Source organism: Stenotrophomonas sp. PE591, assembly GCF_018320795.1.
GTDB lineage: Bacteria > Pseudomonadota > Gammaproteobacteria > Xanthomonadales > Xanthomonadaceae > Stenotrophomonas > Stenotrophomonas maltophilia.
In genome coordinates this window covers 559399-581863 of record NZ_JAAOKO010000002.1, presented here as the reverse complement: position 1 = coordinate 581863, position 22465 = coordinate 559399, and the positions used below count along the sequence as shown (strand labels likewise).

At 66.6% G+C, this 22465-nt stretch carries 24 protein-coding genes; 12 read left to right on the top strand and 12 right to left on the bottom strand.

What is annotated here, in order from left to right:
• Window positions 1–57: 57 nt before the first annotated feature.
• The 3 genes from JLDANKMP_RS07940 to JLDANKMP_RS07930 all read right to left on the bottom strand — a co-directional run bounded on the left by JLDANKMP_RS07940 (window position 58) and on the right by JLDANKMP_RS07930 (window position 2734).
• Window positions 58–693, bottom strand: a complete 636-nt coding sequence (locus JLDANKMP_RS07940; RefSeq protein WP_076739325.1) for a glutathione S-transferase family protein — start codon at window positions 691–693, stop codon at window positions 58–60.
• Window positions 694–751: 58 nt separating this feature from the next.
• Window positions 752–1090 carry a hypothetical protein gene (locus tag JLDANKMP_RS07935; protein WP_005410295.1) on the bottom strand — a complete coding sequence of 113 codons (339 nt, stop codon included), beginning with the start codon at window positions 1088–1090 and terminating at the stop codon, window positions 752–754.
• Between the two features lie 126 nt (window positions 1091–1216).
• Entirely contained in the window at window positions 1217–2734 is a 1518-nt protein-coding gene (locus tag JLDANKMP_RS07930) for a fumarate hydratase (RefSeq protein WP_005410296.1), read from the bottom strand.
• A gap of 146 nt (window positions 2735–2880) precedes the next feature.
• Between JLDANKMP_RS07930 and JLDANKMP_RS07925 the strand changes: the two genes are divergently transcribed.
• The 4 genes from JLDANKMP_RS07925 to JLDANKMP_RS07910 all read left to right on the top strand — a co-directional run bounded on the left by JLDANKMP_RS07925 (window position 2881) and on the right by JLDANKMP_RS07910 (window position 7237).
• Complete coding sequence (locus JLDANKMP_RS07925; protein WP_212560869.1) at window positions 2881–3777, top strand: RNA polymerase sigma-70 factor; 897 nt, start codon at window positions 2881–2883, stop codon at window positions 3775–3777.
• A gap of 36 nt (window positions 3778–3813) precedes the next feature.
• A complete protein-coding gene (locus JLDANKMP_RS07920) occupies window positions 3814–4266 on the top strand; it encodes a carboxymuconolactone decarboxylase family protein (protein WP_005413960.1) in 453 nt (150 codons plus the stop codon).
• 239 nt (window positions 4267–4505) lie between these two features.
• On the top strand, window positions 4506–6377 hold the full coding sequence (locus JLDANKMP_RS07915) for an ABC transporter ATP-binding protein (RefSeq protein ID WP_212560868.1): 1872 nt from the start codon (window positions 4506–4508) through the stop codon (window positions 6375–6377).
• An 80-nt stretch (window positions 6378–6457) separates the two neighbouring features.
• Window positions 6458–7237, top strand: coding sequence for a ferredoxin--NADP reductase (locus JLDANKMP_RS07910; RefSeq protein ID WP_005410300.1), 780 nt, complete (start codon window positions 6458–6460; stop codon window positions 7235–7237).
• A gap of 76 nt (window positions 7238–7313) precedes the next feature.
• Here the strand turns inward: JLDANKMP_RS07910 and JLDANKMP_RS07905 are convergent, their stop codons facing one another.
• A complete protein-coding gene (locus tag JLDANKMP_RS07905; RefSeq protein ID WP_212560867.1) occupies window positions 7314–7793 on the bottom strand; it encodes a glutathione peroxidase in 480 nt (159 codons plus the stop codon).
• Between the two features lie 130 nt (window positions 7794–7923).
• Here JLDANKMP_RS07905 and JLDANKMP_RS07900 point away from each other — a divergent pair, with 130 nt between their 5' ends.
• Window positions 7924–10092 carry a M3 family metallopeptidase gene (locus JLDANKMP_RS07900; protein WP_033832920.1) on the top strand — a complete coding sequence of 723 codons (2169 nt, stop codon included), beginning with the start codon at window positions 7924–7926 and terminating at the stop codon, window positions 10090–10092.
• Window positions 10093–10219: 127 nt separating this feature from the next.
• Here JLDANKMP_RS07900 and cfa read toward each other — a convergent pair whose 3' ends face one another.
• The 3 genes from cfa to JLDANKMP_RS07885 are packed head-to-tail and all read right to left on the bottom strand — an operon-like array spanning window position 10220 to window position 12576.
• Entirely contained in the window at window positions 10220–11335 is a 1116-nt protein-coding gene (gene cfa, locus JLDANKMP_RS07895; RefSeq protein ID WP_212560866.1) for a cyclopropane fatty acyl phospholipid synthase, read from the bottom strand.
• A gap of 19 nt (window positions 11336–11354) precedes the next feature.
• Window positions 11355–12236: a DUF3298 and DUF4163 domain-containing protein gene (locus JLDANKMP_RS07890; RefSeq protein ID WP_005410304.1), complete on the bottom strand. Its 882-nt coding sequence runs from the start codon at window positions 12234–12236 to the stop codon at window positions 11355–11357.
• Window positions 12237–12273: 37 nt separating this feature from the next.
• Window positions 12274–12576: a GNAT family N-acetyltransferase gene (locus tag JLDANKMP_RS07885; protein ID WP_005410305.1), complete on the bottom strand. Its 303-nt coding sequence runs from the start codon at window positions 12574–12576 to the stop codon at window positions 12274–12276.
• Between the two features lie 209 nt (window positions 12577–12785).
• Here JLDANKMP_RS07885 and JLDANKMP_RS07880 point away from each other — a divergent pair, with 209 nt between their 5' ends.
• Window positions 12786–12947: a hypothetical protein gene (locus JLDANKMP_RS07880; protein ID WP_005413966.1), complete on the top strand. Its 162-nt coding sequence runs from the start codon at window positions 12786–12788 to the stop codon at window positions 12945–12947.
• Between the two features lie 55 nt (window positions 12948–13002).
• Here JLDANKMP_RS07880 and JLDANKMP_RS07875 read toward each other — a convergent pair whose 3' ends face one another.
• Window positions 13003–13629 (bottom strand): rhomboid family intramembrane serine protease, encoded by a 627-nt coding sequence (locus JLDANKMP_RS07875; RefSeq protein ID WP_005410307.1) that lies wholly within the window; start codon window positions 13627–13629, stop codon window positions 13003–13005.
• A gap of 7 nt (window positions 13630–13636) precedes the next feature.
• Window positions 13637–15202, bottom strand: coding sequence for an oligopeptide:H+ symporter (locus JLDANKMP_RS07870; protein WP_033832923.1), 1566 nt, complete (start codon window positions 15200–15202; stop codon window positions 13637–13639).
• A 163-nt stretch (window positions 15203–15365) separates the two neighbouring features.
• On the opposite strand from JLDANKMP_RS07870, the gene JLDANKMP_RS07865 reads away from it, so the two are divergent.
• The gene (locus JLDANKMP_RS07865) at window positions 15366–16214 is read left to right on the top strand and encodes an endonuclease/exonuclease/phosphatase family protein (RefSeq protein WP_032965923.1); all 849 of its coding nucleotides are present in this window, start codon (window positions 15366–15368) and stop codon (window positions 16212–16214) included.
• A 118-nt stretch (window positions 16215–16332) separates the two neighbouring features.
• Here the strand turns inward: JLDANKMP_RS07865 and JLDANKMP_RS07860 are convergent, their stop codons facing one another.
• Window positions 16333–16944, bottom strand: coding sequence for a superoxide dismutase (locus JLDANKMP_RS07860; RefSeq protein ID WP_005410310.1), 612 nt, complete (start codon window positions 16942–16944; stop codon window positions 16333–16335).
• A 221-nt stretch (window positions 16945–17165) separates the two neighbouring features.
• On the opposite strand from JLDANKMP_RS07860, the gene JLDANKMP_RS07855 reads away from it, so the two are divergent.
• Both JLDANKMP_RS07855 and JLDANKMP_RS07850 read left to right on the top strand, forming a co-directional pair.
• On the top strand, window positions 17166–17618 hold the full coding sequence (locus JLDANKMP_RS07855) for a ribonuclease domain-containing protein (RefSeq protein ID WP_126927542.1): 453 nt from the start codon (window positions 17166–17168) through the stop codon (window positions 17616–17618).
• Window positions 17618–18031, top strand: coding sequence for a barstar family protein (locus JLDANKMP_RS07850; protein ID WP_032129660.1), 414 nt, complete (start codon window positions 17618–17620; stop codon window positions 18029–18031). The genes JLDANKMP_RS07855 and JLDANKMP_RS07850 overlap by 1 nt, the downstream gene beginning before the upstream one ends.
• A 140-nt stretch (window positions 18032–18171) precedes the next feature.
• Here the strand turns inward: JLDANKMP_RS07850 and JLDANKMP_RS07845 are convergent, their stop codons facing one another.
• Together JLDANKMP_RS07845 and JLDANKMP_RS07840 are read right to left on the bottom strand one after the other, a co-directional pair.
• Entirely contained in the window at window positions 18172–19938 is a 1767-nt protein-coding gene (locus tag JLDANKMP_RS07845) for a hypothetical protein (protein WP_212560865.1), read from the bottom strand.
• A 10-nt stretch (window positions 19939–19948) separates the two neighbouring features.
• Complete coding sequence (locus tag JLDANKMP_RS07840; protein WP_005410314.1) at window positions 19949–20548, bottom strand: NfuA family Fe-S biogenesis protein; 600 nt, start codon at window positions 20546–20548, stop codon at window positions 19949–19951.
• Window positions 20549–20638: 90 nt separating this feature from the next.
• Here JLDANKMP_RS07840 and JLDANKMP_RS07835 point away from each other — a divergent pair, with 90 nt between their 5' ends.
• The 3 genes from JLDANKMP_RS07835 to zupT all read left to right on the top strand — a co-directional run bounded on the left by JLDANKMP_RS07835 (window position 20639) and on the right by zupT (window position 22310).
• Entirely contained in the window at window positions 20639–20989 is a 351-nt protein-coding gene (locus tag JLDANKMP_RS07835; protein ID WP_006456031.1) for a 4a-hydroxytetrahydrobiopterin dehydratase, read from the top strand.
• Window positions 20986–21402: an energy transducer TonB gene (locus tag JLDANKMP_RS07830; protein WP_212560864.1), complete on the top strand. Its 417-nt coding sequence runs from the start codon at window positions 20986–20988 to the stop codon at window positions 21400–21402. Before JLDANKMP_RS07835 ends, JLDANKMP_RS07830 begins: the two co-directional genes overlap by 4 nt.
• Before the next feature lie 98 nt (window positions 21403–21500).
• Window positions 21501–22310: a zinc transporter ZupT gene (gene zupT / locus JLDANKMP_RS07825; RefSeq protein ID WP_212560863.1), complete on the top strand. Its 810-nt coding sequence runs from the start codon at window positions 21501–21503 to the stop codon at window positions 22308–22310.
• Window positions 22311–22465 lie beyond the last annotated feature (155 nt).

The following is a 22465-nucleotide window of genomic DNA, read 5'->3' as shown; positions in this document are numbered from 1 at the left end:
ACAGTCGACTCTACCCGGACGCCCTCTTCTACCCGGACGCCCTCCTCCCCGGCTGGATTACAACCAGTCGGTGATGCCTTCGCGGCGGTACACCTCGGCGAACGCCGGGCGCGCCTTCATCGACGTGGCGTGCGCCTTCAGTACCGGCCAGGTGTCGCTGGGCCTGGGCATGTTGCGCGACCAGCGCATCAGCATCACCAGCATGTAGTCGACCACGCAGGGCGTGGCGCCCAGCAGGTAGGGGCCATGTGCATGCAGGTGCGCGGCCACATGCTGCCAGGCCGCTTCCAGGCGCTGCCGTGCCATCCCGCGGCTGGCCTCGATATTCGCCTCGCCCGCCATTTCGTGTGGATAGAACCAGGCTCGATAGGCCGGCTGCAGCGTATTGGCACACCAGAACATCCAGCGGTAGGCATCGGCGCGCTGCGGCGTGCCCAGCGCGGGCAGCAGGTTGGCGTCCGGATGGCGATCCGCCAGGTACAACGCAATGGCCGCCGCTTCGGTCAGTACCAGGCCATCGATCAGCAGGGTCGGCACCACACCGGCCGGATTCAGCGCCAGGTACTGCGCCGACTTGTGCTCGCGCGCGTCGAAATCCAGCAGCACCAGTTCATGCTCGATGCCCAGCTCGATCAGCAGCCAGTGCACCACCAGCGCGGCGGTACTGGTCGAACCATACAGCGTGGTGCTCATGCAGAAGATCCTGTACAGGTGGATCAGCCGATTATGCGCCCGCGCGCACGATCGTTGCTCAGCCGCAGCTGCTCATGCAGGAATCCCGGCGTTCGCCACAGGACATCATCGGCGCGCGCATCGTACAGTCATGCGTCTTCAGTTCGCAGGCATGGCGCAGGTCCGGGTTGTCCACGTCCTTGCAGCGCTTGTCCGGCGCCGGCACCATCCGCTGCTCGCAATTGCTCTGGCGGCTGCCGAGAGAGTCATTCTGCGCCATGCAGCTGCGATAGCCGGCCTGGCACTGCACGCGGCACTGCGCCGATGCAGGGAAATCCGCGCCTTCGTACGACGCTGGGGTGTTGCAGCCGGCCAGCGCCAGCAGCATGCCTACCACGATGAATCGATGCAGGGCCATGGACACGTCCTGTGCGAGGGTGTGCCGACCGTAGCAGAGCAAGGGCTACAGGCGCGTTAATCCTCCTCCCGGATACAACAACGGCGCCACACGGGCGCCGTTGTCTGGACCGAAGCGTGCGGGGAGTTACTCCACCACCACCGGAATCTTGCCGATGCGGGCCTGCCATTCGCGCGGGCCGGTCTTGTGCACCGATTCACCGGTGGAGTCGACTGCCACGGTCACCGGCATGTCCTGCACGGTGAACTCGTAGATCGCCTCCATGCCCAGGTCAGCGAAACCAACCACCTTGGCGGCCTTGATCGCCTTGGACACCAGGTAGGCCGAGCCACCGACGGCCATCAGGTAGGCCGACTTGTGCTTCTTGATCGCCTCGATCGCGGCCGGGCCGCGCTCGGCCTTGCCGACCATGCCCAGCAGGCCGGTCTGTGCCAGCACCTGCTCGGTGAACTTGTCCATGCGGGTGGCGGTGGTCGGGCCGGCCGGGCCCACCACTTCGTCGCGCACCGGATCGACCGGGCCGACGTAGTAGATGAAGCGGCCCTTCAGATCGACCGGCAGTTGCTCGCCCTTGTTGAGCATGTCGACCATGCGCTTGTGCGCGGCATCGCGGCCGGTCAGCAGCTTGCCGTTGAGCAGCAGGGTCTGGCCCGGCTTCCAGCTGGCCACGTCTTCCGGCGTGATCGTGTCCAGGTCCACGCGGGTGCCCTTGGACGCGTCGTAGGTCAGCTTCGGCCAGTCTTCCAGCGACGGCGGGTCCAGCATCACCGGGCCGCTGCCATCGAGGGTGAAGTGCGCATGGCGGGTGGCCGCGCAGTTCGGGATCATCGCCACCGGCAGGTTGGCCGCGTGGGTCGGGTAGTCGTTGATCTTGATGTCGAGCACGGTGGTCAGGCCACCCAGGCCCTGCGCACCGATGCCCAGCGCGTTGACCTTCTCGTACAGCTCCAGGCGCAGCTCTTCGATGCGGTTGGACGCACCACGGGCCTGCAGCTCGGTGATGTCGATCGGCTCCATCAGTGCTTCCTTGGCCAGCAGCATCGCCTTCTCGGCGGTGCCACCGATGCCGATGCCGAGCATGCCCGGCGGGCACCAGCCGGCGCCCATGGTCGGCACGGTCTTCAGCACCCAGTCGACGATCGAGTCGGACGGGTTGAGCATGGCGAACTTGGTCTTCGCTTCCGAACCACCGCCCTTGGCGGCGACGATCACGTCGACCTTGTTGCCCGGCACCACCTTGACGTTGACCACGCCCGGGGTGTTGTCCTTGGTGTTGATGCGCTTGCCGGCCGGATCAGCCAGCACCGAAGCGCGCAGCTTGTTGTCCGGGTGCATGTAGGCACGGCGCACGCCTTCATTGGCCATGTCTTCCACGCCCATGGTGGCGTCGTCCCAGCGCACGTCCATGCCGATTTCCAGGAACACGGTGACGATGCCAGTGTCCTGGCAGATCGGACGGTGGCCTTCGGCGCACATCCGCGAATTGATCAGGATCTGGGCCATCGCTTCCTTCGCGGCCGGCGACTCCTCGCGCTCGTAGGCGGCGGCGAGGTTCTTGATGTAGTCGACCGGGTGGTAGTACGAGATGTACTGCAGCGCGTCGGCGATGGACTGGATGAGGTCTTCCTGCTTGATCGATGTCACGTCTTGCTCGCTTGCTCGAGGCTGGCGGGGGTAATCCGCCCATTTTACCCCCTCCCCCGGCCCCGGGGTGGTAGTGCCGGCCGCTGACCGGCAAGATCCCCCCGACGCTCTGTCACGTCACGCGCCACTGCGGCGTCCTTGCCCACATGAACGCCGAAACCGCTTTCCAGACCCACCGCCCGCGCCTGATGGCCCTGGCCTACCGCCTGCTTGGCAGCCGCGCCGACGCCGAAGACGTGGTCCAGGATGCCTGGCTGCGCTGGTCCGGCGCCGACCCGGCGGCCGTCCGCGACCCCGAAGCCTGGCTGGTCACCACCACCACCCGGCTCGGCCTGGACCGGCTGCGCGCGGCCAAGCGCGAGCGCGTGCACTACGTCGGCCCATGGCTGGCCGAGCCGCTGGCGGTCACCCTGGAGCCCGACCCGGCGCCCGGCCCGGCCCAGCTGCATGCGCTGGCCGACGACGTTTCGGTCGCCTTCCTGACCCTGCTTGAACAGCTCGGCCCCGAGGAACGCGCCGCTTTCCTGCTGAAGGAGGCCTTCGACCACGACTACCGCGAGATCGCCGAGCTGATCGGCCATAGCGAGGCCAACTGCCGGCAGCTGGTGCACCGTGCCCGGCAGCGCCTGCAGGCCGGACGGCCGCGCTTCAACGCCGATGCCAGCCACCACCGGCAGCTGCTGGCGCGCTTCATGGATGCCTCGCAGCGCGGCGACAGCGAGGCGATCCAGGCTCTGTTGCACGCCAACGCGTTGCTGGTGTCCGACGGCGGCGGCGTGGTTACCGCAGCGATCCGCCCGCTGCTGGGTGCCGAGCGCATCGGCCGCCTGTTCTGGGCCATCGCGCGCCGTGGCGCGGTGCATCCGGCCCAGCTGGGTTACGTCAACGGCGAGCCGGCGATCCTGCGCTTTGTCGGTGATCGCTTGCACTCGGTCACCACCATCGAGGTGGTCGATGGCCGCATCGCCAACGTGTACAGCGTGTTGAATCCGGAAAAGTTGCCGAAGGTTGTCACGCGCGGCGACGCTGCGGCGTCCTGGTAATGAAAGGCGGCCATCGTGGCCGCCGTGGAGCCCCCGATGTCCAATCACACGTCTCCCCGCGTCCCCTACACCCGCCTGGCCGCCGAGGCCTTCAAGGGCCTGCTGGCCACCAGCCAGGCGGTGCATGACAGCTCGATCGATCCGACCCTGATGGAACTGGTGTTCCTGCGCGTGTCGCAGCTCAACGGCTGCGGCTACTGCATGGACATGCACGGCACGGCGCTGCGCAAGGGCGGCATCGAGCCGCGCAAGCTGGACACGCTGCCGGCATGGCACGAGAGCCGCTTCTTCGACGAACGCGAGCGCGCGGCGCTGGGCTGGGCCGAGGCACTGACCCGGCTGACCGACGGCGCGCCGTCGCAGGCGGCGTTCGATGCATTGGCGCCGCACTTCGATGAGAAGGGCATCAGTGACCTGAGCATGGGAATTGCGGTGATCAACGCCTGGAACCGGCTGGGTGCGGGCCTGCTGCCGCCGCTGCCGGCCTGACCCACCCCGCCTTCGACAGTTCATCGGTGCTGCTGGTAGGTGTCGACCTTGGTCGACACGGTAGATCCACGCCATGCGTGGATGCGGGAGGGCCGGATCCCTTCGCTTCGCGAAGGGCTCTGACCCGCTGTGGGTCGCTGGGGTCAGAGCCCTTTGCCGCGCAAAGGGATCTGACCCCCGTGCCGGCCACACGCCTGCACTGACCCCCTCTGCACGTATCGGGCGCGCACAATACGCGCATGCCTGCTACCCCCACCGCTGGCGCTGACGCCGCGAAGAAACCCAGCCTGCGCCAGCGCTTCAGGGCGATGCGCAATCTGCCGCCGTTCCTGCGCATGGTCTGGAAGACCAGTCCCGCGCTCACCCTGGCCAGCCTCGGGCTGCGCCTGATCCGCGCGCTGCTGCCGGTGGCGATGCTGTACGTCGGCAAGCTGATCATCGACAGCGCCCTGCACCTGAGCCAGCACGACGCGGGCTTCCCGCCGCTGGGCGAAGCGCTGTCCAGCGGCGTGCTGAATCCGCTGCTGGGCCTGTTGGCGCTGGAATTCGGCCTGGCCATCGCCTCGGACCTCCTCGGCCGGCTGGTCAGCTACGCCGATGCCCTGCTCTCCGAGCTGTTCGCCAACGTCACCAGCATCCGGCTGATGGAACACGCGGCGACGCTGGATCTGGAGGACTTCGAGGACCCGGACCTGCAGGACAAGCTGGACCGTGCGCGGCGCCAGACCATGGGCCGGATGAACCTGATGAGCCAGCTGTTCGGCCAGGTGCAGGACGCGATCACCGTGGCCAGCCTCGCCGTCGGCCTGCTGGTCTACGCGCCGTGGCTGATCCTGCTGCTGGCGCTGGCACTGGTGCCGGCCTTCATCGGTGAATCGCACTTCAACGCAGCCGGCTACAGCCTCAACTTCCAGTGGACGCCCGAGCGCCGCCAGCTCGACTACCTGCGCCAGCTCGGTGCCAGCGTGGAAACGGCCAAGGAAGTGAAGATCTACAACCTGCACCGCTTCCTGGTGGAACGTTACCGGCGGCTGTCGGTGGCGCTGTTCCAGGCCAACCGTGCCCTGGCACGGCGCCGCGCGTTCTGGGGCACGCTGCTGGCCGCGCTGGGCACGCTGGGCTACTACACCGCCTACGCCTACATCGCCTGGCGCACGGTGCGCGGCGACTTTTCGATCGGCGACCTGACCTTCCTTGCCGGCAGCTTCCTGCGCCTGCGCCAGCTGCTGGAAGGCCTGCTGATCGGCTTCTCGCAGGTGGCCAGCCAGGCGCTGTACCTGGACGACCTGTTCTCGTTCTTCCAGATCGAGCCGGAAATCCATTCGCGCGAAGGTGCGGTGCGCGTGCCGCAGCCGATCCAGCAGGGTTTCGTGTTCGAGAACGTCGGTTTCCGCTATCCCGATGCCGAACAGTGGGCGGTGCGCCACCTCGATTTCCAGCTGCAGTCCGGCGAAGTGCTGGCCCTGGTCGGCGAGAACGGCGCGGGCAAGACCACGCTGGTGAAACTGCTGGCACGGCTGTACGAGCCGGACGAAGGCCGCATCCTGCTCGACGGCCGCGACCTGCGCGACTACGACCTGGACGACCTGCGCGCCAACCTCGGGGTGATCTTCCAGGACTTCGTGCGCTACAACCTCAGCGCCGGCGAGAACATCGGCGTCGGCCAGGTCGAGGCGATGGACGACCAGGCACGCATCGCCGATGCCGCGCGGCGAGGCATGGCCGAGGAAGTGATCGACGACCTGCCCGGCGGCTACGACCAGCTGATCGGGCGCCGCTTCAAGCAGGGCGTGGACCTGTCCGGTGGCCAGTGGCAGAAGATCGCCATTGCCCGCGCGTGGATGCGCAATGCGCAGGTGATGATCCTGGATGAGCCAACGGCAGCGCTGGACGCGCGCAGTGAGTTCGAAGTGTTCCAGCGGTTCAGGGAGCTGGCGGATAATCGTACGGCAGTGCTGATTTCCCACCGTTTCTCTTCGGTACGCATGGCCGATCGCATCCTGGTGCTGGCCGATGGCCGCATCGAGGCCAGCGGTACCCATGCGCAGCTGATGGCCCAGGGAGGACGGTACGCCGAGCTGTTCGAGCTGCAGGCGGCGGGTTACCGCTGAGAACGCCTCTCGTTCCGCCCAATGAGAACCCGTCTCATTTGAGATAGAATCACCCCCGACGACTTTCGATAGATACGCCCATGTCCTCCGCTTTCGGCGCCGAAACGGTGCTTGAGGTCCGTCACTGGACCGATGCCTACTTCAGTTTCACCACTACCCGCGACAGCGGCTTCCGCTTCGAGAACGGCCAGTTCGTGATGATCGGCCTGGAAACCGAGGCACGGCCGTTGCTGCGCGCCTATTCCATCGCCAGCGCCAACTGGGAAGAGCACCTGGAGTTCTTCAGCATCAAGGTGCAGGACGGCCCGCTGACCTCGCGCCTGCAGCACATCAAGCCGGGCGACAAGGTGCTGGTCGGCAAGAAGCCCACCGGCACCCTGCTGATCAGCGACCTGCATCCGGGCAGGAATCTGTACCTGCTGGGCACGGGCACCGGCATGGCGCCGTGGCTGTCGGTCATCAAGGACCCGGAGACCTACGAGCGTTTCGAGAAGGTGATCCTCTGCCACGGCGTGCGCTACGAGAAGGATCTGGCCTACCGCGATTACTTCGAGAAGGAACTGCGTGAGCACGAGTTCCTGGGCGAGATGATCGGCGACAAGCTGCTGTACTACCCCGCCGTCACCCGCGAGCCGTTCGCCAACCAGGGCCGCCTGACCCAGCTGATGGAAAGCGGCCAGATGCAGCGCACCCTCGGCCTGCCGGAGCTGAGCCCGGAAAACGACCGCGCGATGATCTGCGGCAGCCCGCAGATGCTGGCTGATCTGCGCAGCGTGCTCGATGCCCGCGGCTTCCAGGTCTCGCCGCGCATCGGCCAGCCGGGCCACTACGTGTTCGAGCGCGCGTTCGTCGAGAAATGATCTGCAACGGCAGCCGGCCGCCGGCCGGCTCTCCGTGCGCTCCGGGATTGCCGGCCAGCGGCCGGCACTACCCCCTTCACAGCAGCGCTTCGATCGCGCTGCGCAGCTGTTCCGGCCTGGTGGTTGGCGCAAAGCGCGCAGCCACCCGCCCCTGGCGATCGACCAGGAACTTGCTGAAATTCCACTTGATGCGGGCGCTACCCAGCAGGCCCCGCTTCTCGCGTGACAGCCACGCCCACAACGGATCAGCCCCCTCGCCGTTGACCTCGATCTTCTCCGAAAGCGGGAAGCTGACCGGATAATCCAGCGAACAGAACTGGCGGATCTGCGCGGCGTCCCCCGGCTCCTGCGCGCCGAACTGGTTGCATGGGAAGCCGATCACCACCAGGCCACGCTCGCGATACTCCTGCCACAGCTGTTCCAGCCCGGTGTACTGCGGGGTGAAGCCACAGCGGCTGGCGACATTGACCAGCAACAGCGGGTGACCCCGGTACCCGGTGAGGGCCTGTGGCTGGCCGTCGAGGTCGCGGAAGCTGAAATCGTAGGCAGTGGTCATGGCGCTGAACCGTGGGCGGTGAATGCATGGTACCCGCGCCCGGCCGCGGCAACATGCCTTTTGACACAAGTGCGGGCGCCGCCGGGCGGGTTACCCTCGGGCCCTTGTTTGCCTTACCGGAGTTCCTGCCTTGACCACCCGCCTTGCCCTTGCCGTGGCCATGTCCCTCGGCCTTGCCCTGCCCGCCTTCTCGGCCGGCGCCGCCACCCCGGCCGCCAGCAGCACCGCCCAGCAGGCCAATCCGTTCTTCGCCGAAAGCCCGCTGCCGCTGCACTTCCCGCAGTTCGACAAGATCAAGGACAGCGACTTCGCCCCGGCCTTCGACGCCGGCATGGCGCAGCAGCTGAAGGAAGTGGAGGCCATCGCCAACAACAAGGCCAAGCCGACCTTCGACAACACCATCATCGCCCTGGAAAAGAGCGGTGATGTCCTCGACCGCGCGACCACCGTGTTCTTCAGCCTGGTCGGTGCCGACACCAACGACACCCGCAAGAAGCTGCAGGCCGACTACTCGGCGAAGTTCGCCGCGCACAGCGATGCGATCGCGCTGAACGGCAAGCTGTTCGCCCGCATCCAGGCGCTGTATGACACCCGCAGCCAGCTGGGCCTGGACGCCGAAGGCGTGCGCCTGGTCGAGAAGTACTACGACAACTACGTGCGCGCAGGCGCCAAGCTGTCCGACGCCGACAAGGCCAAGCTGAAGGAGATGAACGCCGAGCTGGCCAACCTGGGTACCAAGTTCAGCCAGAACGTGCAGTCGGAGGTGAACGCTTCGGCGATCACCGTCGACGACGTCAAGGAACTGGACGGCCTGTCCAAGGAGCAGATCGCCGCCGCCGCCGAAGCCGCCAAGGCCCGCGGCCAGGACGGCAAGTACGTGATCACCCTGCTCAACACCACCGGCCAGCCGCCGCTGACCAACCTGGCCAACCGCGCCCTGCGCCAGAAGATCTACGAAGCATCGGTGAGCCGCGGCAGCCGCGGCGGTGAGTTCGACAACACCGCTCTGGTCTCGCGCATCATGCAGCTGCGCGCCGACAAGGCCAAGCTGATGGGCTTCCCGAACTTCGCCGCCTACAACCTGACCAACCAGACCGCCAAGACCCCCGAAGCGGTCAACGCGATGCTGGGCAAGCTGGCCCCGGCCGCGGTGGCCAACGCCAAGCGTGAAGCCGCCGACCTGCAGGCGATGATCGACCAGGAACAGAAGGCCGCTGGCAAGCCGACGTTCAAGCTGGAACCGTGGGACTGGGCCTTCTACAGCGAGAAGGTGCGCCAGGCCAAGTACAACTTCGACGAGTCGCAGCTGAAGCCGTACTTCGAAATGAAGAACGTGCTGGAGAACGGCGTGTTCTACGCCGCGGGCCAGGAATTCGGCCTGACCTTCAAGCAGCGCACCGACCTGCCGGTCTACCACGATGACGTCACCGTCTACGACGTGTTCGACGCCGACGGCAGCCAGCTGGCGATCTTCATCTTCGACCCGTATGCACGCGCCTCCAAGCGCGGTGGCGCGTGGATGAACTCCTACGTCTCGCAGTCCAAGCTGACCGGCTTCAAGCCGGTGGTCGCCAATCACCTGAACATTCCGAAGCCGCCGGCCGGCCAGCCGACCCTGCTGACCTGGGACGAGGTGAACACCACGTTCCACGAGTTCGGCCACGCCCTGCACGGCATGTTCTCCAACGTGAAGTACCCGTACTTCTCGGGCACCTCGGTGCCGCGTGACTTCGTCGAGTTCCCCTCGCAGGTCAACGAGATGTGGGCCGACAACCCGGTCATCCTGAAGAACTACGCCAAGCACTACCAGAATGGTTCGGCGATGCCGCAGGCACTGCTGGACAAGGTGCTGGCGGCAGCCAAGTTCAACCAGGGCTTCGCTACCACCGAGTACCTGGGTGCGGCCATGCTGGACCAGCGCTGGCACCAGATCGGCGCCGACCAGGTGCCGGCCGCCAAGGACGTGATGGCCTTCGAGCGCGCCGCGCTGGAGAAGGACGGCATCTACTACGCGCCGGTGCCGCCGCGCTACAAGACCCCGTACTTCAGCCACATCATGGGCGGCTACTCGGCCGGTTACTACGCCTACATCTGGTCGGAAGTGCTCGACGCCAACACCCAGAAGTGGTTCAAGGACAACGGCGGCCTGAGCCGCAAGAACGGCGACCACTTCCGCGCCACCCTGCTGTCCAAGGGCGGCAGCGTCGACGCGATGCAGCTGTTCCGCGATTTCGCCGGCCACGAGCCGCAGATCGAACCGCTGCTGGAAAAGCGTGGCCTGACCGGCGCCGGCAACTGATCGCCCGCGCAGTAGCCTGAAACGAAAAACCGCCCGGGAAACCGGGCGGTTTTTTTGTTGTGGTTGGGGGCAGAGCCCTTTTCTGCGAAAAGGGATCTGACCCCGGGGTCTCCGCCCCGCGCTGGCTTCAGCGTGGCGCCACGTACCCACCCGGTACGCCTTCCGGCGACAGCACCAGCTGCCACAGCTGCGCGTGCCGGCAGCGGAAGGTGGCCATCGATCCGGCCAGGTAGAACCGCCACATGCGGCGGAAATGCTCGTCGTAGCGCGCGTCCAGCTGCGGCCACGCCGCTTCCACATTGCGTCGCCAAGCCTGCAGGGTGAGGTCGTAGTCGGTGCCGAAGTTGTGCCAGTCCTCCAGCACGAAGCGCCCTTCGAACGCCTTGCTGATCTGCACCGCCGACGGCAGCATTGAATTGGGGAAGATGTAGCGCGCGATCCACGGATCGGTGCGATGCCGCGAGATGTTGGTGCCGATGGTGTGCAGCAGCAGCAACCCGCGCGAAGACAGGCAGCGCCTGGCCACCTCGAAGAAACTGGCGTAGTTCTTGTCGCCGACGTGCTCGAACATGCCGATCGAGAAGATCGCATCGAACGGCTCATCCAGTTCGCGATAGTCCTGCAGGCGGATCTCGATCGGCAGGCCGGCGCACAGTTCGCGTGCGAACCCGGCCTGTTCCTGCGAAATGGTCACGCCGACGCCGCTGACGCCGTAGCGCTCTGCTGCGAACTTCAGGGCTTCACCCCAGCCACAGCCGATGTCCAGCACACGCTGCCCGGGGCGCAGCCCCAGCTTGCGGCAGACCAGGTCCAGCTTGGCCTCCTGCGCGGCATCGAGATCACTGGCATTGCGCCAGTAGCCGCAGCTGTACACCAGGCGTTGGCCGAGCATGGCCTGGTAGAGGTCGTTGCCAAGATCGTAGTGGCGGCGGCCCACTTCGTAGCTGCCCTGCCCGACCTGCAGGTTGAACAGGCGCGCCTTCAGCGCATCGGCCACTTCGCGCCAACCGTGCACCCGTTCATCCAGGTGTGCCTGCATCAGGTGGACGAGGAATTCATCGAGGACGTTGGCATCCCACCAACCGTCCATGTAGCTCTCGCCGAGGCCAAGCGAGCCGTGCGCCATGACCCGCGCGAAAAAGCGCGGGTCATGCACCTGGATGTCCTGTGGCTGGGTGCCGCCGATGCGGACCCCGGCTTCCTGCAGCAGGCCGGCGACCCGCTCCTGCAACCCTGTATCCACGCCACCTCCTCGACTGCGGTCAACCGCGTGCGAACAGCTCCACGTAGTCCTTGGCCACGTGCGGCAACAGCACCGCCGCCGGTACGTCGGCGGTCTGGGTGCCGTCCGAGTATGGACCCACCTGGTACGGCGGGAAAACAAAGCGCAGCGCGGTGATCTGCCCCTTGTCGTTGGTCAGCGGCTGGAACTGGCTGAAATTGTCGGCCTGGGGGCCGGTACCGTCGGCAATCATGCGCGATGCGTTACGCAGCGATTCCTGCAGCTGGGCCGGGTCCATGTCCTCGCCACTGAGGCGGGTGGCCACGCGTTCGCGCAGCTGGTCGGCGACGAAATCACTGATCGCCTTCCAGCCCTTGGCATCGGCCACCAGCTTGTCGGCACTGAGCATCTGCTGCTGCGCCGGCAGCCACACGAAACGCGCCACCAGCGGCTCGCCGTGGGCGCCACCGGTATAGCGGCTGCCATCGGCACTGACCACCACCAGCTGCGGCGTTTCCAGCAGCTTTTCGAAGCTCAACGACAGTTCGTAGGGCATGGTCGGCTTGTCATTGCCGAGCCCGTCCAGTGCCTGCTGCAGGTCGCTGCGTGCGCTGGTTGCGTAGTTCTGCAGCGCGCGCGCCAGGCCCGGGTAGCGATCGATGCCGGCCGGGTAGCTGATGCCCACCACTTCGCGCTCGTTGTTCTCGATCACGTCGCGCAGGTCCAGCGGCGCTTCCGTGGCCGGCGTTTCGCCTGCGGCAGTGGCCTCGGCGGCGGGGGCCGCGTCGGTCGCCGGTGCCGGCTCGCTTTCACGCTGGCAACCGGCCAGCAACAGCACGCCCACCACGCCGGCCAGCACGCTGCCGTGCAATGGCCGGTTGTTTCCAATCTTCATCGGGATCCCCTGTTCATGTTTGTACATCATCGCCTGCCATGGCTGAAGCGTGGCCCGCTGGCATTCAGCCAGCGAGCAGGTCGTGGTACTCCTCGTGCCGCTGCAGGAAGGCTTCGGCGTAGGAACATGCCGGCACCACCTTGTACTTCTGCTCGCGGGCAAAGCGCAGTGCCACGCGGGTCAGCTCACCTGCGATGCCACGGCCGGCAATCGGCTCGGGTACCTCGGTGTGGGTGATGACCATGCGCCTGCGTTTGATCTGGTAATCGAGCACCGCCAGCTGTCCGCGCACACGGGCGGTGAAGCGATGGTTGGCCAGGTCGTGTTCGACCTCATAGGCCAGACCGGGGGGCGTGACCGAAGCCATGGAACTGTCTCCTGCGGCGACTGCGTGGATGGTGCGCAGCCGGGCGCCATGATCGCGTGAAGCCTGAACAGGGGCAAGTCCAATCCATTCACGTCAGTTTTCGACCCTCAAGCTGGAGCGAGGACGGCCGCTATCGCCTGTGGAGGGGTACGGCCATGCTGGCACGGCCCTTGCGACCGTTGATCATGCGCACCACCGCGGAGGCTCCGATGCACCCCAGCGATTCCCATTCCGACACCGACCGCGCCCTGCTGGAGGGCCTGCTGCAGCTGGCGGTGGAAGGGCAGACCGAAGATCAGGATTTCCAGCGCATCGGCGAAGAGGTATTCGCCCGCCTGCTGGACACCTACGGCCAGCAGACCCGCGCCTGACCAGGAGCGGGTCCCTGCCCCCGGGGGCGGATCCAGTGGATCCGACCCCGGCCCCTCAACCGCCGCCGAGGCGGAAGGTCGGGTTGGAAAGCTCGCGCAGGAAGTGGGTGAAGATGCTCGGCTGCATGGCCAGCATGAAGATCACACCGAACGCCGCGCCCGCCAGGTGGGCGCTGTGGTTGATGCGATCACCACCGCGCTTGTCCATCCAGATGCTGTAGCCCACGTAGAACGCGGCATAGACAATGGCCGGTGCCGGGATGAAGAACACCAGGATGATCGACCACGGCTTGATCAGGATGAAGGCGAACAACACCGCCGACACCGCCCCGGACGCGCCCAGGCTGAGGTAGTTCGGGTTCTTCTGGTTCTTCAGGTAGCTGGGCAGGATCGAGACCAGCAGCGCACCGATGTAGAACGCCGGGTAGGTCAGGTAGCTGCCGGTCAGCTGCACCATCACGCTCTCGATGAATCCCCCGAAGAAGAACAGGGTGATCATGTTGAAGATCAGGTGCGACCAGTCGGCGTGGATGAAGCCATAGGTCACCAGCCGGTCGTACTGGCGGTGACGGTCGATGGCCGGCGGCCACAGGATCAGGCGGTCGGCCAGCTTGCGGTTGTTGAACGCCATCCACGACAGGAGGGCGGTGATGGCGATCAACAGCAGATTGACGGGGGTCATGTCAGGCTCAGGCGCTACGGTAGTTGTCGACCATACGATAGCGTTTCGCGTACCAACCGAAGGCCAACGCCGCGACGAAGGCGAAACCGGCGAAGAAGAACATCAGGAATGCCGCCTCGCTCAGGCCCGTACTGGCGATCTTGTGGGTCACCGCATCGTTGCGCACAGCAGCGTTGGACAGCAGCACCCACAGGTTGCCGATGGTGGTGGTCAGGTTCCAGAAGCTCATCACCACGCCCTTCATCGCCTGCGGCGCCTGGCTGTAGGCGAACTCCAGGCCGGTGGCCGAGACCAGCACCTCACCGAAGGTCAGCAGCGCATACGGCAGCATCTGCCAGAAGATCGACATGGCATTGCCACCATCCATCACCACCTGGATGCCGCCGACCACGATCCAGGCCAGGCCACTGAAGGCGATGCCGGCGGTCATGCGGCGCAGCGCGGTCGGCTCGAAGCCGAAGCGGCGCAGGGCCGGGTACAGCACCAGGTTGTTGAACGGAATCAGGATCATCACCAGCAGCGGGTTCAGCGCCTGCATCTGCGAGGCGGTGAACCAGCTCGGCATCTGCATCTGCTGGCCCTGCAGGACCCAGGTCGAGGCCTTCTGGTCGAACAGCGAGAAGAACGGCGTGGTCAGCGCGAAGATCACCAGCACGCGCAGCACGGAGCGCACACCTTCCACGGCTTCGGTCGGGTGCAGGCCACGGGCGCGATCGAGCTGCATCCAGGTGCCACCGCCAATACCGGCCAGGATCGACACCAGCGCCAGGCACAGGCAGATGACGATGCCCAGCGAGCCAACCAGGCCGAACGAGGCCACTGCCAGCACCAGGCCGAGTACGGCGATCACCAGGCCCGGACGGCCCTGGCCGGCCACGCGCGTGGTCAGCGCGGTACGCACCACGTTGGCGAACGAATGCGGGTCCTTCGGCGGCAGCGGCACCAGCACGTAGCGCTTGCGACCCAGCCAGAACACGAAAGTGGCGATGAACATCAGGATGCCCGGGATGCCGAACGCCCACTGCGGGCCCCAGTTCTTCAGCACCAGCGGGATCAGCAGCGAGGCGAACAGCGAGCCGAAGTTGATGATCCAGTAGAAGGCGTCGAAAACGATCTTGGCCAGGTGCTTGTTGCTCTGGTCGAACTGGTCGCCCATGAACGAGGCCACCAGCGGCTTGATGCCACCGGCACCCAGCGCGATCAGGCCCAGGCCGAGGAAGAAGCCCTCGCGGCTGTTCTCGAACAGCGCCAGGCACAGATGGCCGGCACAGTAGACCAGGCTGAACCAGAGAATGGTGTGGTACTTGCCGAAGAACCTGTCGGCCAGCCAGCCTCCGAGCAGCGGGAAGAAATACACGCCGATCATGAAGCTGTGCATGATGTCCTTGGCTTCACCGGCACGGCCTTCCGCAGTGATTTCCTGCAGCAGCAGCGAGGTGATCAGGAACTGCACCAGGATGTTGCGCATCCCGTAGAAACTGAACCGCTCGCAGGCCTCATTGCCGATGATGTACGGGATCTGGCGCGGCATCTTTCCCTGGCCGGCGATGGGGGCAACTGCGTCGTGGCTCATCCTGTAAGGCAATCCTGCAAAGCGAAAGGCGCAAGGTTACCGGAAGCGGGGCTTGCGAAGCACGCTGCAGGGCTGCATGACAACGGTGCCAATCCGTGGCAGGCAACGTCACTACATGCCGGAAGTCACGGCACCTGCACGACAAAAGCGTAAACTTATCGTTATGCGCCCCCTCGCCCACGCCCGTCTCCTGCTCAGCTGTCTCGTGCTGCTGCTGGCGTTGCAGGCACAGGCGCGGCCGCAGGCACCGGCCGCCGCCAGCGGTGAGGCCGAGCCCCGGCAGCTGACCGTGGCCGCGCTGGAACTGCCCAGCCGCGATGATGCGCAGTGGAAGCAGCGCCGCGAACAGGTGGCGCACCTGCTCACCGAGCTGCAGCCGGACGTGATCTCCGTACAGCAGGTGCTGCAGCAGCAGGGCCGCAATCCGGCCTGCTGGCTGGCCAGCCGGCTGCGCTACAGCTGCGACTTCGTTACCGCCGATCCGCCCAGCCAGCCGTTGCGGCATGGCAACGCGATGCTGACCCGGCTGCCGGTCAGCGAGGATGGCGTAACCCTGCTGCACCCACCCGGCACCTTCAGCGCCGCCGGCATGATGCGGCTGAAGCTGGGCCAGGCGCTGGTCAACATCTATGTGGCACGGCTGCGCCCGGACCCGGACGAGGCCACTGCCCGCCAGCACCAGACCAGCGACCTGATGACCTGGATCGGGGCCACCGCCGAGGGCATGCCCAGCCTGATCGCCGGTGATTTCTCGGCAACCACCGTCGAGCTCGTGCGCAGTACCCCGGGGTTCCAGCCGGCCCGGCGCAATCCGGGCGGCCGCCCCGAGCCGCCGGCGGCCAGCGGCGGTGGCGCCAGTGGTCATGGCCTGGACGTGCTGTTCCAGGTCAAGCACTTCGGCGGCATCCGCCAGCAGCCGATCCTGCTGCCGGCCGACGGTGACCTGCCGGGCCTGCGTCTGGGCGTAATGGCCACCCTGCGCCTGCAGGGCGATACGGCCACGGCCGAATAGGTAGTGCCGGCCGCTGGCCGGCATTCCAGGGCTGCCGGCCAGCGGCCGGCACTACCAATGCGGAAAACAAAAAGGCCGGGGTCTCCCCCGGCCTTTTCTGTTCATCCTGTTACCACGATCAGGCAATCGCTTCCTGGTAACGGCGCTCGACTTCGTTCCAGTCGATGACGTTGAAGAACGCGCCGATGTATTCCGGGCGGCGGTTCTGGTACTTCAGGTAGTACGCGTGTTCCCACACGTCCAGGCCGAGGATGGGGGTGTTGCCTTCCATCAGCGGGCTGTCCTGGTTGCCGGTGCTTTCGACCACCACCTTCTTGTCCGGAGTCACGCTCAGCCAGGCCCAGCCGCTGCCGAAACGGGTCAGCGCTGCCTTGGTGAAGGCGTCCTTGAACTTGTCGAAGCCGCCCAGGTCCTTGTCGATGGCCTTGGCCACGTCGCCCACCGGGTTGCCGCCCGCGTTCGGTGCCATCACGGTCCAGAACAGCGAGTGGTTGGCATGGCCGCCACCGTTGTTGCGCACCGGACCCTGCAGGTTCTCCGGCAGCGACTTGAGCTTCTTCACCAGCTCTTCGACCGGCAGGTCAGCGTACTCGGTGCCTTCCAGCGCCGCGTTGACGTTGTTGATGTAGGTCTGGTGATGCTTGGTGTGATGGATTTCCATCGTCGCCGCATCGATATGCGGTTCCAGCGCGTCGTAGGCGTAGGACAGCTTGGGCAGGGTATAGGCCATGATGCATCTCCTGATTGCGAGGGCACCCGACGGTGTCGGGCGTTGCGCGGTGAATGATGGGGACAGACCGCCAGATTACCAAGGGGGATGTAAAGGAAATTGCGTCCTGCCGGTGAGCACGACGGCAATTGTTACGCAGCGGTGACGCGGCGCCGTCCTCATGCACCGTGCAGCGCGCAGGCGCTACAGTGCGAGCACCACCCTCGCCCGCTTCCTTGCCCATGCGCAACCCCCGGCTGCTGATCACCGCCATCGCCCTGCTGCTGCTCGGCCTGGTCGTCAACCATTTCATGCAGCGCCCGCCGGCGCCGCAGTTCGCGCCGGACCTGCAGGGTGCGCCTGCCGCGCGCGCACCGGCCACAGCCACGCCCGGCAAGGACAACGGTCTGCCCGCGTTCCTGCCCGCCGAAGCCCGGCAGACCATCGCCCTGATCCAGCGCGGTGGTCCATTCCCGCATCGCCAGGACGGCAGCACCTTCGGCAACCGCGAACAGCAGCTGCCGCAGCGTCCGCGCGGCTACTACCGCGAATACACCGTGGACACCCCCGGCGCGCGCACCCGTGGCGCTCGCCGCATCGTCACCGGCGGCGACCCGCCGGAGGCGTGGTACTACACCGACGATCACTACGAATCGTTCCGCAGCTTCACCGTACCGGCCCAGGGAGCGCAGTGATGAGCCACGATGATTTCGGCCTCGGCCTGCATGACATCAACAATGCCGGCGTCTACGCCATCGACAGCGACGACATCGGCGCACTGGCCGCAGCGATGCGCGATGCCGGGCTGAAGGTGATCCGCATCGATCTGGAAGGCGTGGCCGACAAGCGCACCCTGCTCGCCCGACTGGCTGCACAACTGGATTTCCCGGCTGGCTTCGGCGGCAACTGGGATGCACTGTCGGACAACCTGCGCGACCTGCAGTGGCTGCCGGCCAACGGTTACGCGCTGTTCCTGGCCGACGTGGACACGTTGCGCGCCTCCACGCAGAAGGATTTCGACACCCTACTGGACGTGATGGACGAAGCCAGTCGCGACTGGGTTGGCCGCGACGTGCCGTTCTGGGTGTTCCTGTCGCAGAGCGCGTAGGGCAATGCCCTGGTAGAGGCCGACCCTGGTCGGCATGCGCTGGTGCCTTGGTAGAGGCCGACCTTGGTCGGCGTTTCTGTGCCAACCAAGGTTGGCACCTACCCAAACGCGAGCCGGCCAGGGCGTGGCGCGCCCCTTGCCTACCGGCTCCCGTTATCTTCCTGCAGCTCTTTCTTGAACGGAATGTCCGGCGGCGGTCGCGCCACCGCCGGCTGGTCCTGCATGTTGGGGTTGGTCAGGCCGCAGCCGCCACCCGCCTGCAGGATCGAGATCACGCAGGAGATCTTCGTACCGGTGCCCGGCAACGGAATCTCCATCGACTTGATGCCCTTGCGCACCCATTCGGCCAGCAGTGATTCCTGCGGCACCCAGTACTTGTCGAACGAGGTCGGCGTGTAATCGTACGGCGGTCGCTTCAACCAGGTGCCAGACTGCGCGATGCGCTCCTTGCTCCAGCCATCGTTGGCGCCACCGGGGGCACCACGTTCGGCGTGACCGCCACCTTCCTGCCCCGGCACGCGCACGCTGCCGTCGGCATTGAACAGGCCATTGCCCTTGCCGGCGGCACTGGCCTGGCTTGCGCCCCTGCTGGCGCCGTCGTGGTTGCGGCTCGACGCGCCCCAGTCGTCGCCCTTGGCAGGCGTAGCCCAGTTGCCCGGGTTGGGAGCCGGACGCGCGCCGGCCTGGGCCGGTGTCGTGCTGGAGGCGGATGGCCGTGGCGCGCTGCTGTTGGCCTGGGTTGCAGTGCTACTGGCCGCAGACGCCGGCGTTGCCGCTGGCGCGCTGCCACTGGACGTTGAAGGCGCCGCCGCGGGTGCCGACGCAACTTCGCGCTCGCGCACCTGCAGGTCACGGCCTGCCGGCGCACGCACGGTCGGCTCGCGCCCGGCCACAGCAGCCATCCGTACCTGCGGATCGACCACGGCCTGCACTTCGCGCTCGCGCACCTGCACATCGCGCTGCGGCACACGGACCTGTACATCGGCCGTGCGCAGCGGCTGCGATATCGCCGGTGCATCGACCGTACTGATTTCACGCTCCTGCACCGGGATGTCACGCAGCTGCGGCGTCCGCACCGCGATCTCCGGCGCACGCAGTGCGGCCGGGGCCGGCGGCACCTGCACCGGCTGCACGCTGCGCTCACGCACCGTCGGTACCGTGTCGCGCGGCACGATGCTGATCTCCGTGCGCGGCACGCTGACAGGTGGCACCACGAAATCCGTACTGGCCTCGGCTACTTCGGTGGCCTGCACCGGAGACGGCGGCGGTGCCGCGACCGGCGCCGGCTCGGATTCGGCGGGCGGCGGCGGCACGCTGGCCACTGCAGCCGGAGCGGGTGCGGACGCAGCTGCCGACGCGGACGCCGGACGCGGCTCAGGTGCCGTTGCGGCCCCTGCGTTCTGGCCAGCTGCAACCTGGCCCGGCGGTGCAGCGGCCGCCGCTTCCGCACCTGGCTGATCGCCGCCGCCCTCCCGGGTAGCGCGACCGACGAACTCCACCTGCACGCGCTCGCCCTCGGCGCCTTGTTCTTCCGGTGCCGAGGTGCGGATCACTGCCACCCATAGCAGCAGCATGAAGAACAGCAGATGCAGCAGCGCACTGGCCAAGGCCGAGACCCAACGCATCCAGCGCTGGTCGCGCGGCGCAGCATCCCAGTCCTGCCAGAACAGACGGCGCATCGCTTGCCAGGGTGACAACCGGGGCAACTGCCCGGGTGGCCCTGGCAGCGGACGCGGCAGCAGCACCGCGATCAACTCGCTGGCGTGCAGCGGCCGCGGCAATGGACCGAGCGAGCGCAGCCACAGCGCCCAGCCGTACGGCAGGCGCGTGGTTTTCTCGAGGACGGCCCTGGGCTGCTGGCGGGCCAGCAGCAGGTCGATGAACTGCTCGGCCCGGGTCAGAGGCACGCGTCAGCGATCAGGCGGCGTTGCCGCGAGGGATATACGGCGCGTGGCCACTGTCGTGGTCGGTCGCGTCGCGCACGGCGGTCACGCCCGGCACGCGGCCCATCAGGGTCTTTTCAATGCCCTGCTTGAGGGTCACGTCGGCCATGCCGCAGCCCTGGCAACCGCCACCGAAGCGCAGCAGCACCACGCCTTCGGCCGAAACTTCCTGCACGGCCACCTTGCCGCCATGCGAGGCCAGCTGCGGATTGATTTCGTTTTCCACCACCCAGTGCACGCGCTCGACCAGCGAGGCGGCATCGCCGGGCGCTTCGCCCTTGATGCGCGGCGCCTTGATGGTCAGCTGCTGGGTACCGGCACTGCCGGCGACGATGTCGATCTCGGCGCCATCGAGCCAACCGACGCTGCCGGCATCAACGTAGAGCGTGAAACCATCGCAGTCCACCGCCCACTCGTCGCCGAGCAGGTCGGTCGGTTCGGCGAACTCCAGCCGGGCGTCGGCGCGCGGCGTGCCGGGATCGACCGCGCTCAAGCGCACACCCATGCCGGGCACGCCCTCGCGTTCGATCAGCTTGCGGAAATGGGTCTGGGCAGTGTCGGAGATCTGGATCATCAGGCTATTCTAGCCAAGTAAGCGTCAGCCGCTCATTCGATTTATACACCGTCCGGCGCATTGTTCAGTCAACACGAGGTGGAGATTCCCATGGCCGACCTGATTCCACTGGCCCAGGCCCGTTGCGTGCCGCGCAAAGGCAGCGACCACAAGCTCGGCGAAGCCCGCCTGGCCGAACTGCTGCCGCAGATTCCCGGCTGGGAGCTGAGCGAGGGCGGACAGGCCCTGTCGCGCACCTTCCGCTTCAAGGATTACTACGCCACCATGGCCTTCGTGAACGCGCTGGCCTGGATTGCCCACCGCGAGGACCACCATCCGGACCTGGGCGTGCACTACGACCGCGCTGTGGTGCGCTTTTCCACCCACGACGTGGGCGGCCTGAGCGAGAACGACTTCATCTGCGCTGCGAAGACTTCGGCCCTGACGGAGCAACTGCCATGAACGTACGCTTGCTGAGCCTGTCCCTGATTGCTGCGTCCGGCCTGGCCGGCTGTGGCCCGTCGGAACCGCCGGCACCACCGCCGCCGCCGCCGACCGAAGTGGCCGCGGTGAAGACGCCGCCACCGCAGTACCCCCTTGAACTGGCCTGCATGGGCGTAGGCGGCACCAGCACCTTCAAGGTGACCATCGGCACCGACGGCAAGCCAAGCGAGGTCGCCCTGCTGACCAGCGCCGGCAACCCGCAGCTGGACGAACTGGCCAAAACGGCCGTTCAGGGCTGGCAGTTCAAGGCCGCCACCCGCAATGGCGCTGCCGTGCCGGCCACCATCCAGGTGCCGGTCAGCTTCAACCCGCCGCAGCCGAAGCCCGATCAGTGCTTCGCCATCGAAGAACGCCTGCGACGCGGCGGCTGATCGCGCGCGCCCCGACGAGGCCAGCCGACGCCCGCCTCGCCCTCCCCGCCCCGGGCTCATCCGGGGCGGCTGTCTGTTGAACAGGACCGCGTCGGTACATGCTGCAGATTCCCGCCGAAAATGTCTGGATCGCACTGGCGGTCACCCTCGCGGCCGGCCTGGCCACTGCCATCGGCAGCCTGCTGGTGCTGTTCTCGCGCCGCCCCAATCCGCGCCTGCTGGCGTTCGGCCTGGCCTTCGCCGGCGGCGCGATGGTCTACGTGTCGCTATCGGAGATCCTCAACAAGTCCATCGCATCGTTCGCCCTGGCCTATGGCGAGCGCACCGGCTTCACCTACGGCACGTTGGCCTTCCTGGCCGGCGTGATCGTGATCGTGCTGATCGACCACTTCATTCCCAATCCGCATGACAGCCTGGACAAGCAGGACCCTGCGTTCCGCGAAAACAGTCGCGAGTACCTGAAGCGGGTCGCGCTGCTGACCTCGGTGGCGATCACCGCGCACAATTTCCCGGAAGGCCTGGCGACCTTCTTCGCTACGCTGGAAAGCCCGTCGGTGGGCATGCCGCTGGCCTTCGCCATCGCCATCCACAACATTCCCGAGGGTATCGCGATCGCGGTGCCGGTGTACTTCGCCACCCAGAACAAGTTCTATGCGTTCAGTGCCAGCCTGCTGTCCGGCCTGGCTGAGCCGGTGGGCGCGGCGCTGGGCTACTGGTTGTTGTCAGGATCGCTGTCGCACGCCACGTTTGGCTGGGTGTTCGGACTGATCGCCGGCGTGATGGTGTTCCTGGCGCTGGACGAGCTGCTGCCGGCAGCCAAGCGCTATGCCAAGGGCCACGAGACGGTATATGGCCTGGTGGCCGGCATGGGCACCCTGGCGATCAGCCTGGTGCTGTTCAAGTGGTGAGGGGTTCCCGGCCAACGGGCTAAGCCCCCTCGCGGCTGGCACGTTCCGCAGTATCGAGAGGTCACGGGCGGGGCCGGCTTGCAGGGGACGCCGTGAACCCGTCCATGGGGGCTTGTCCGCGGCATCCATGCCGCAGACACCCCTGCAAGCCGGCC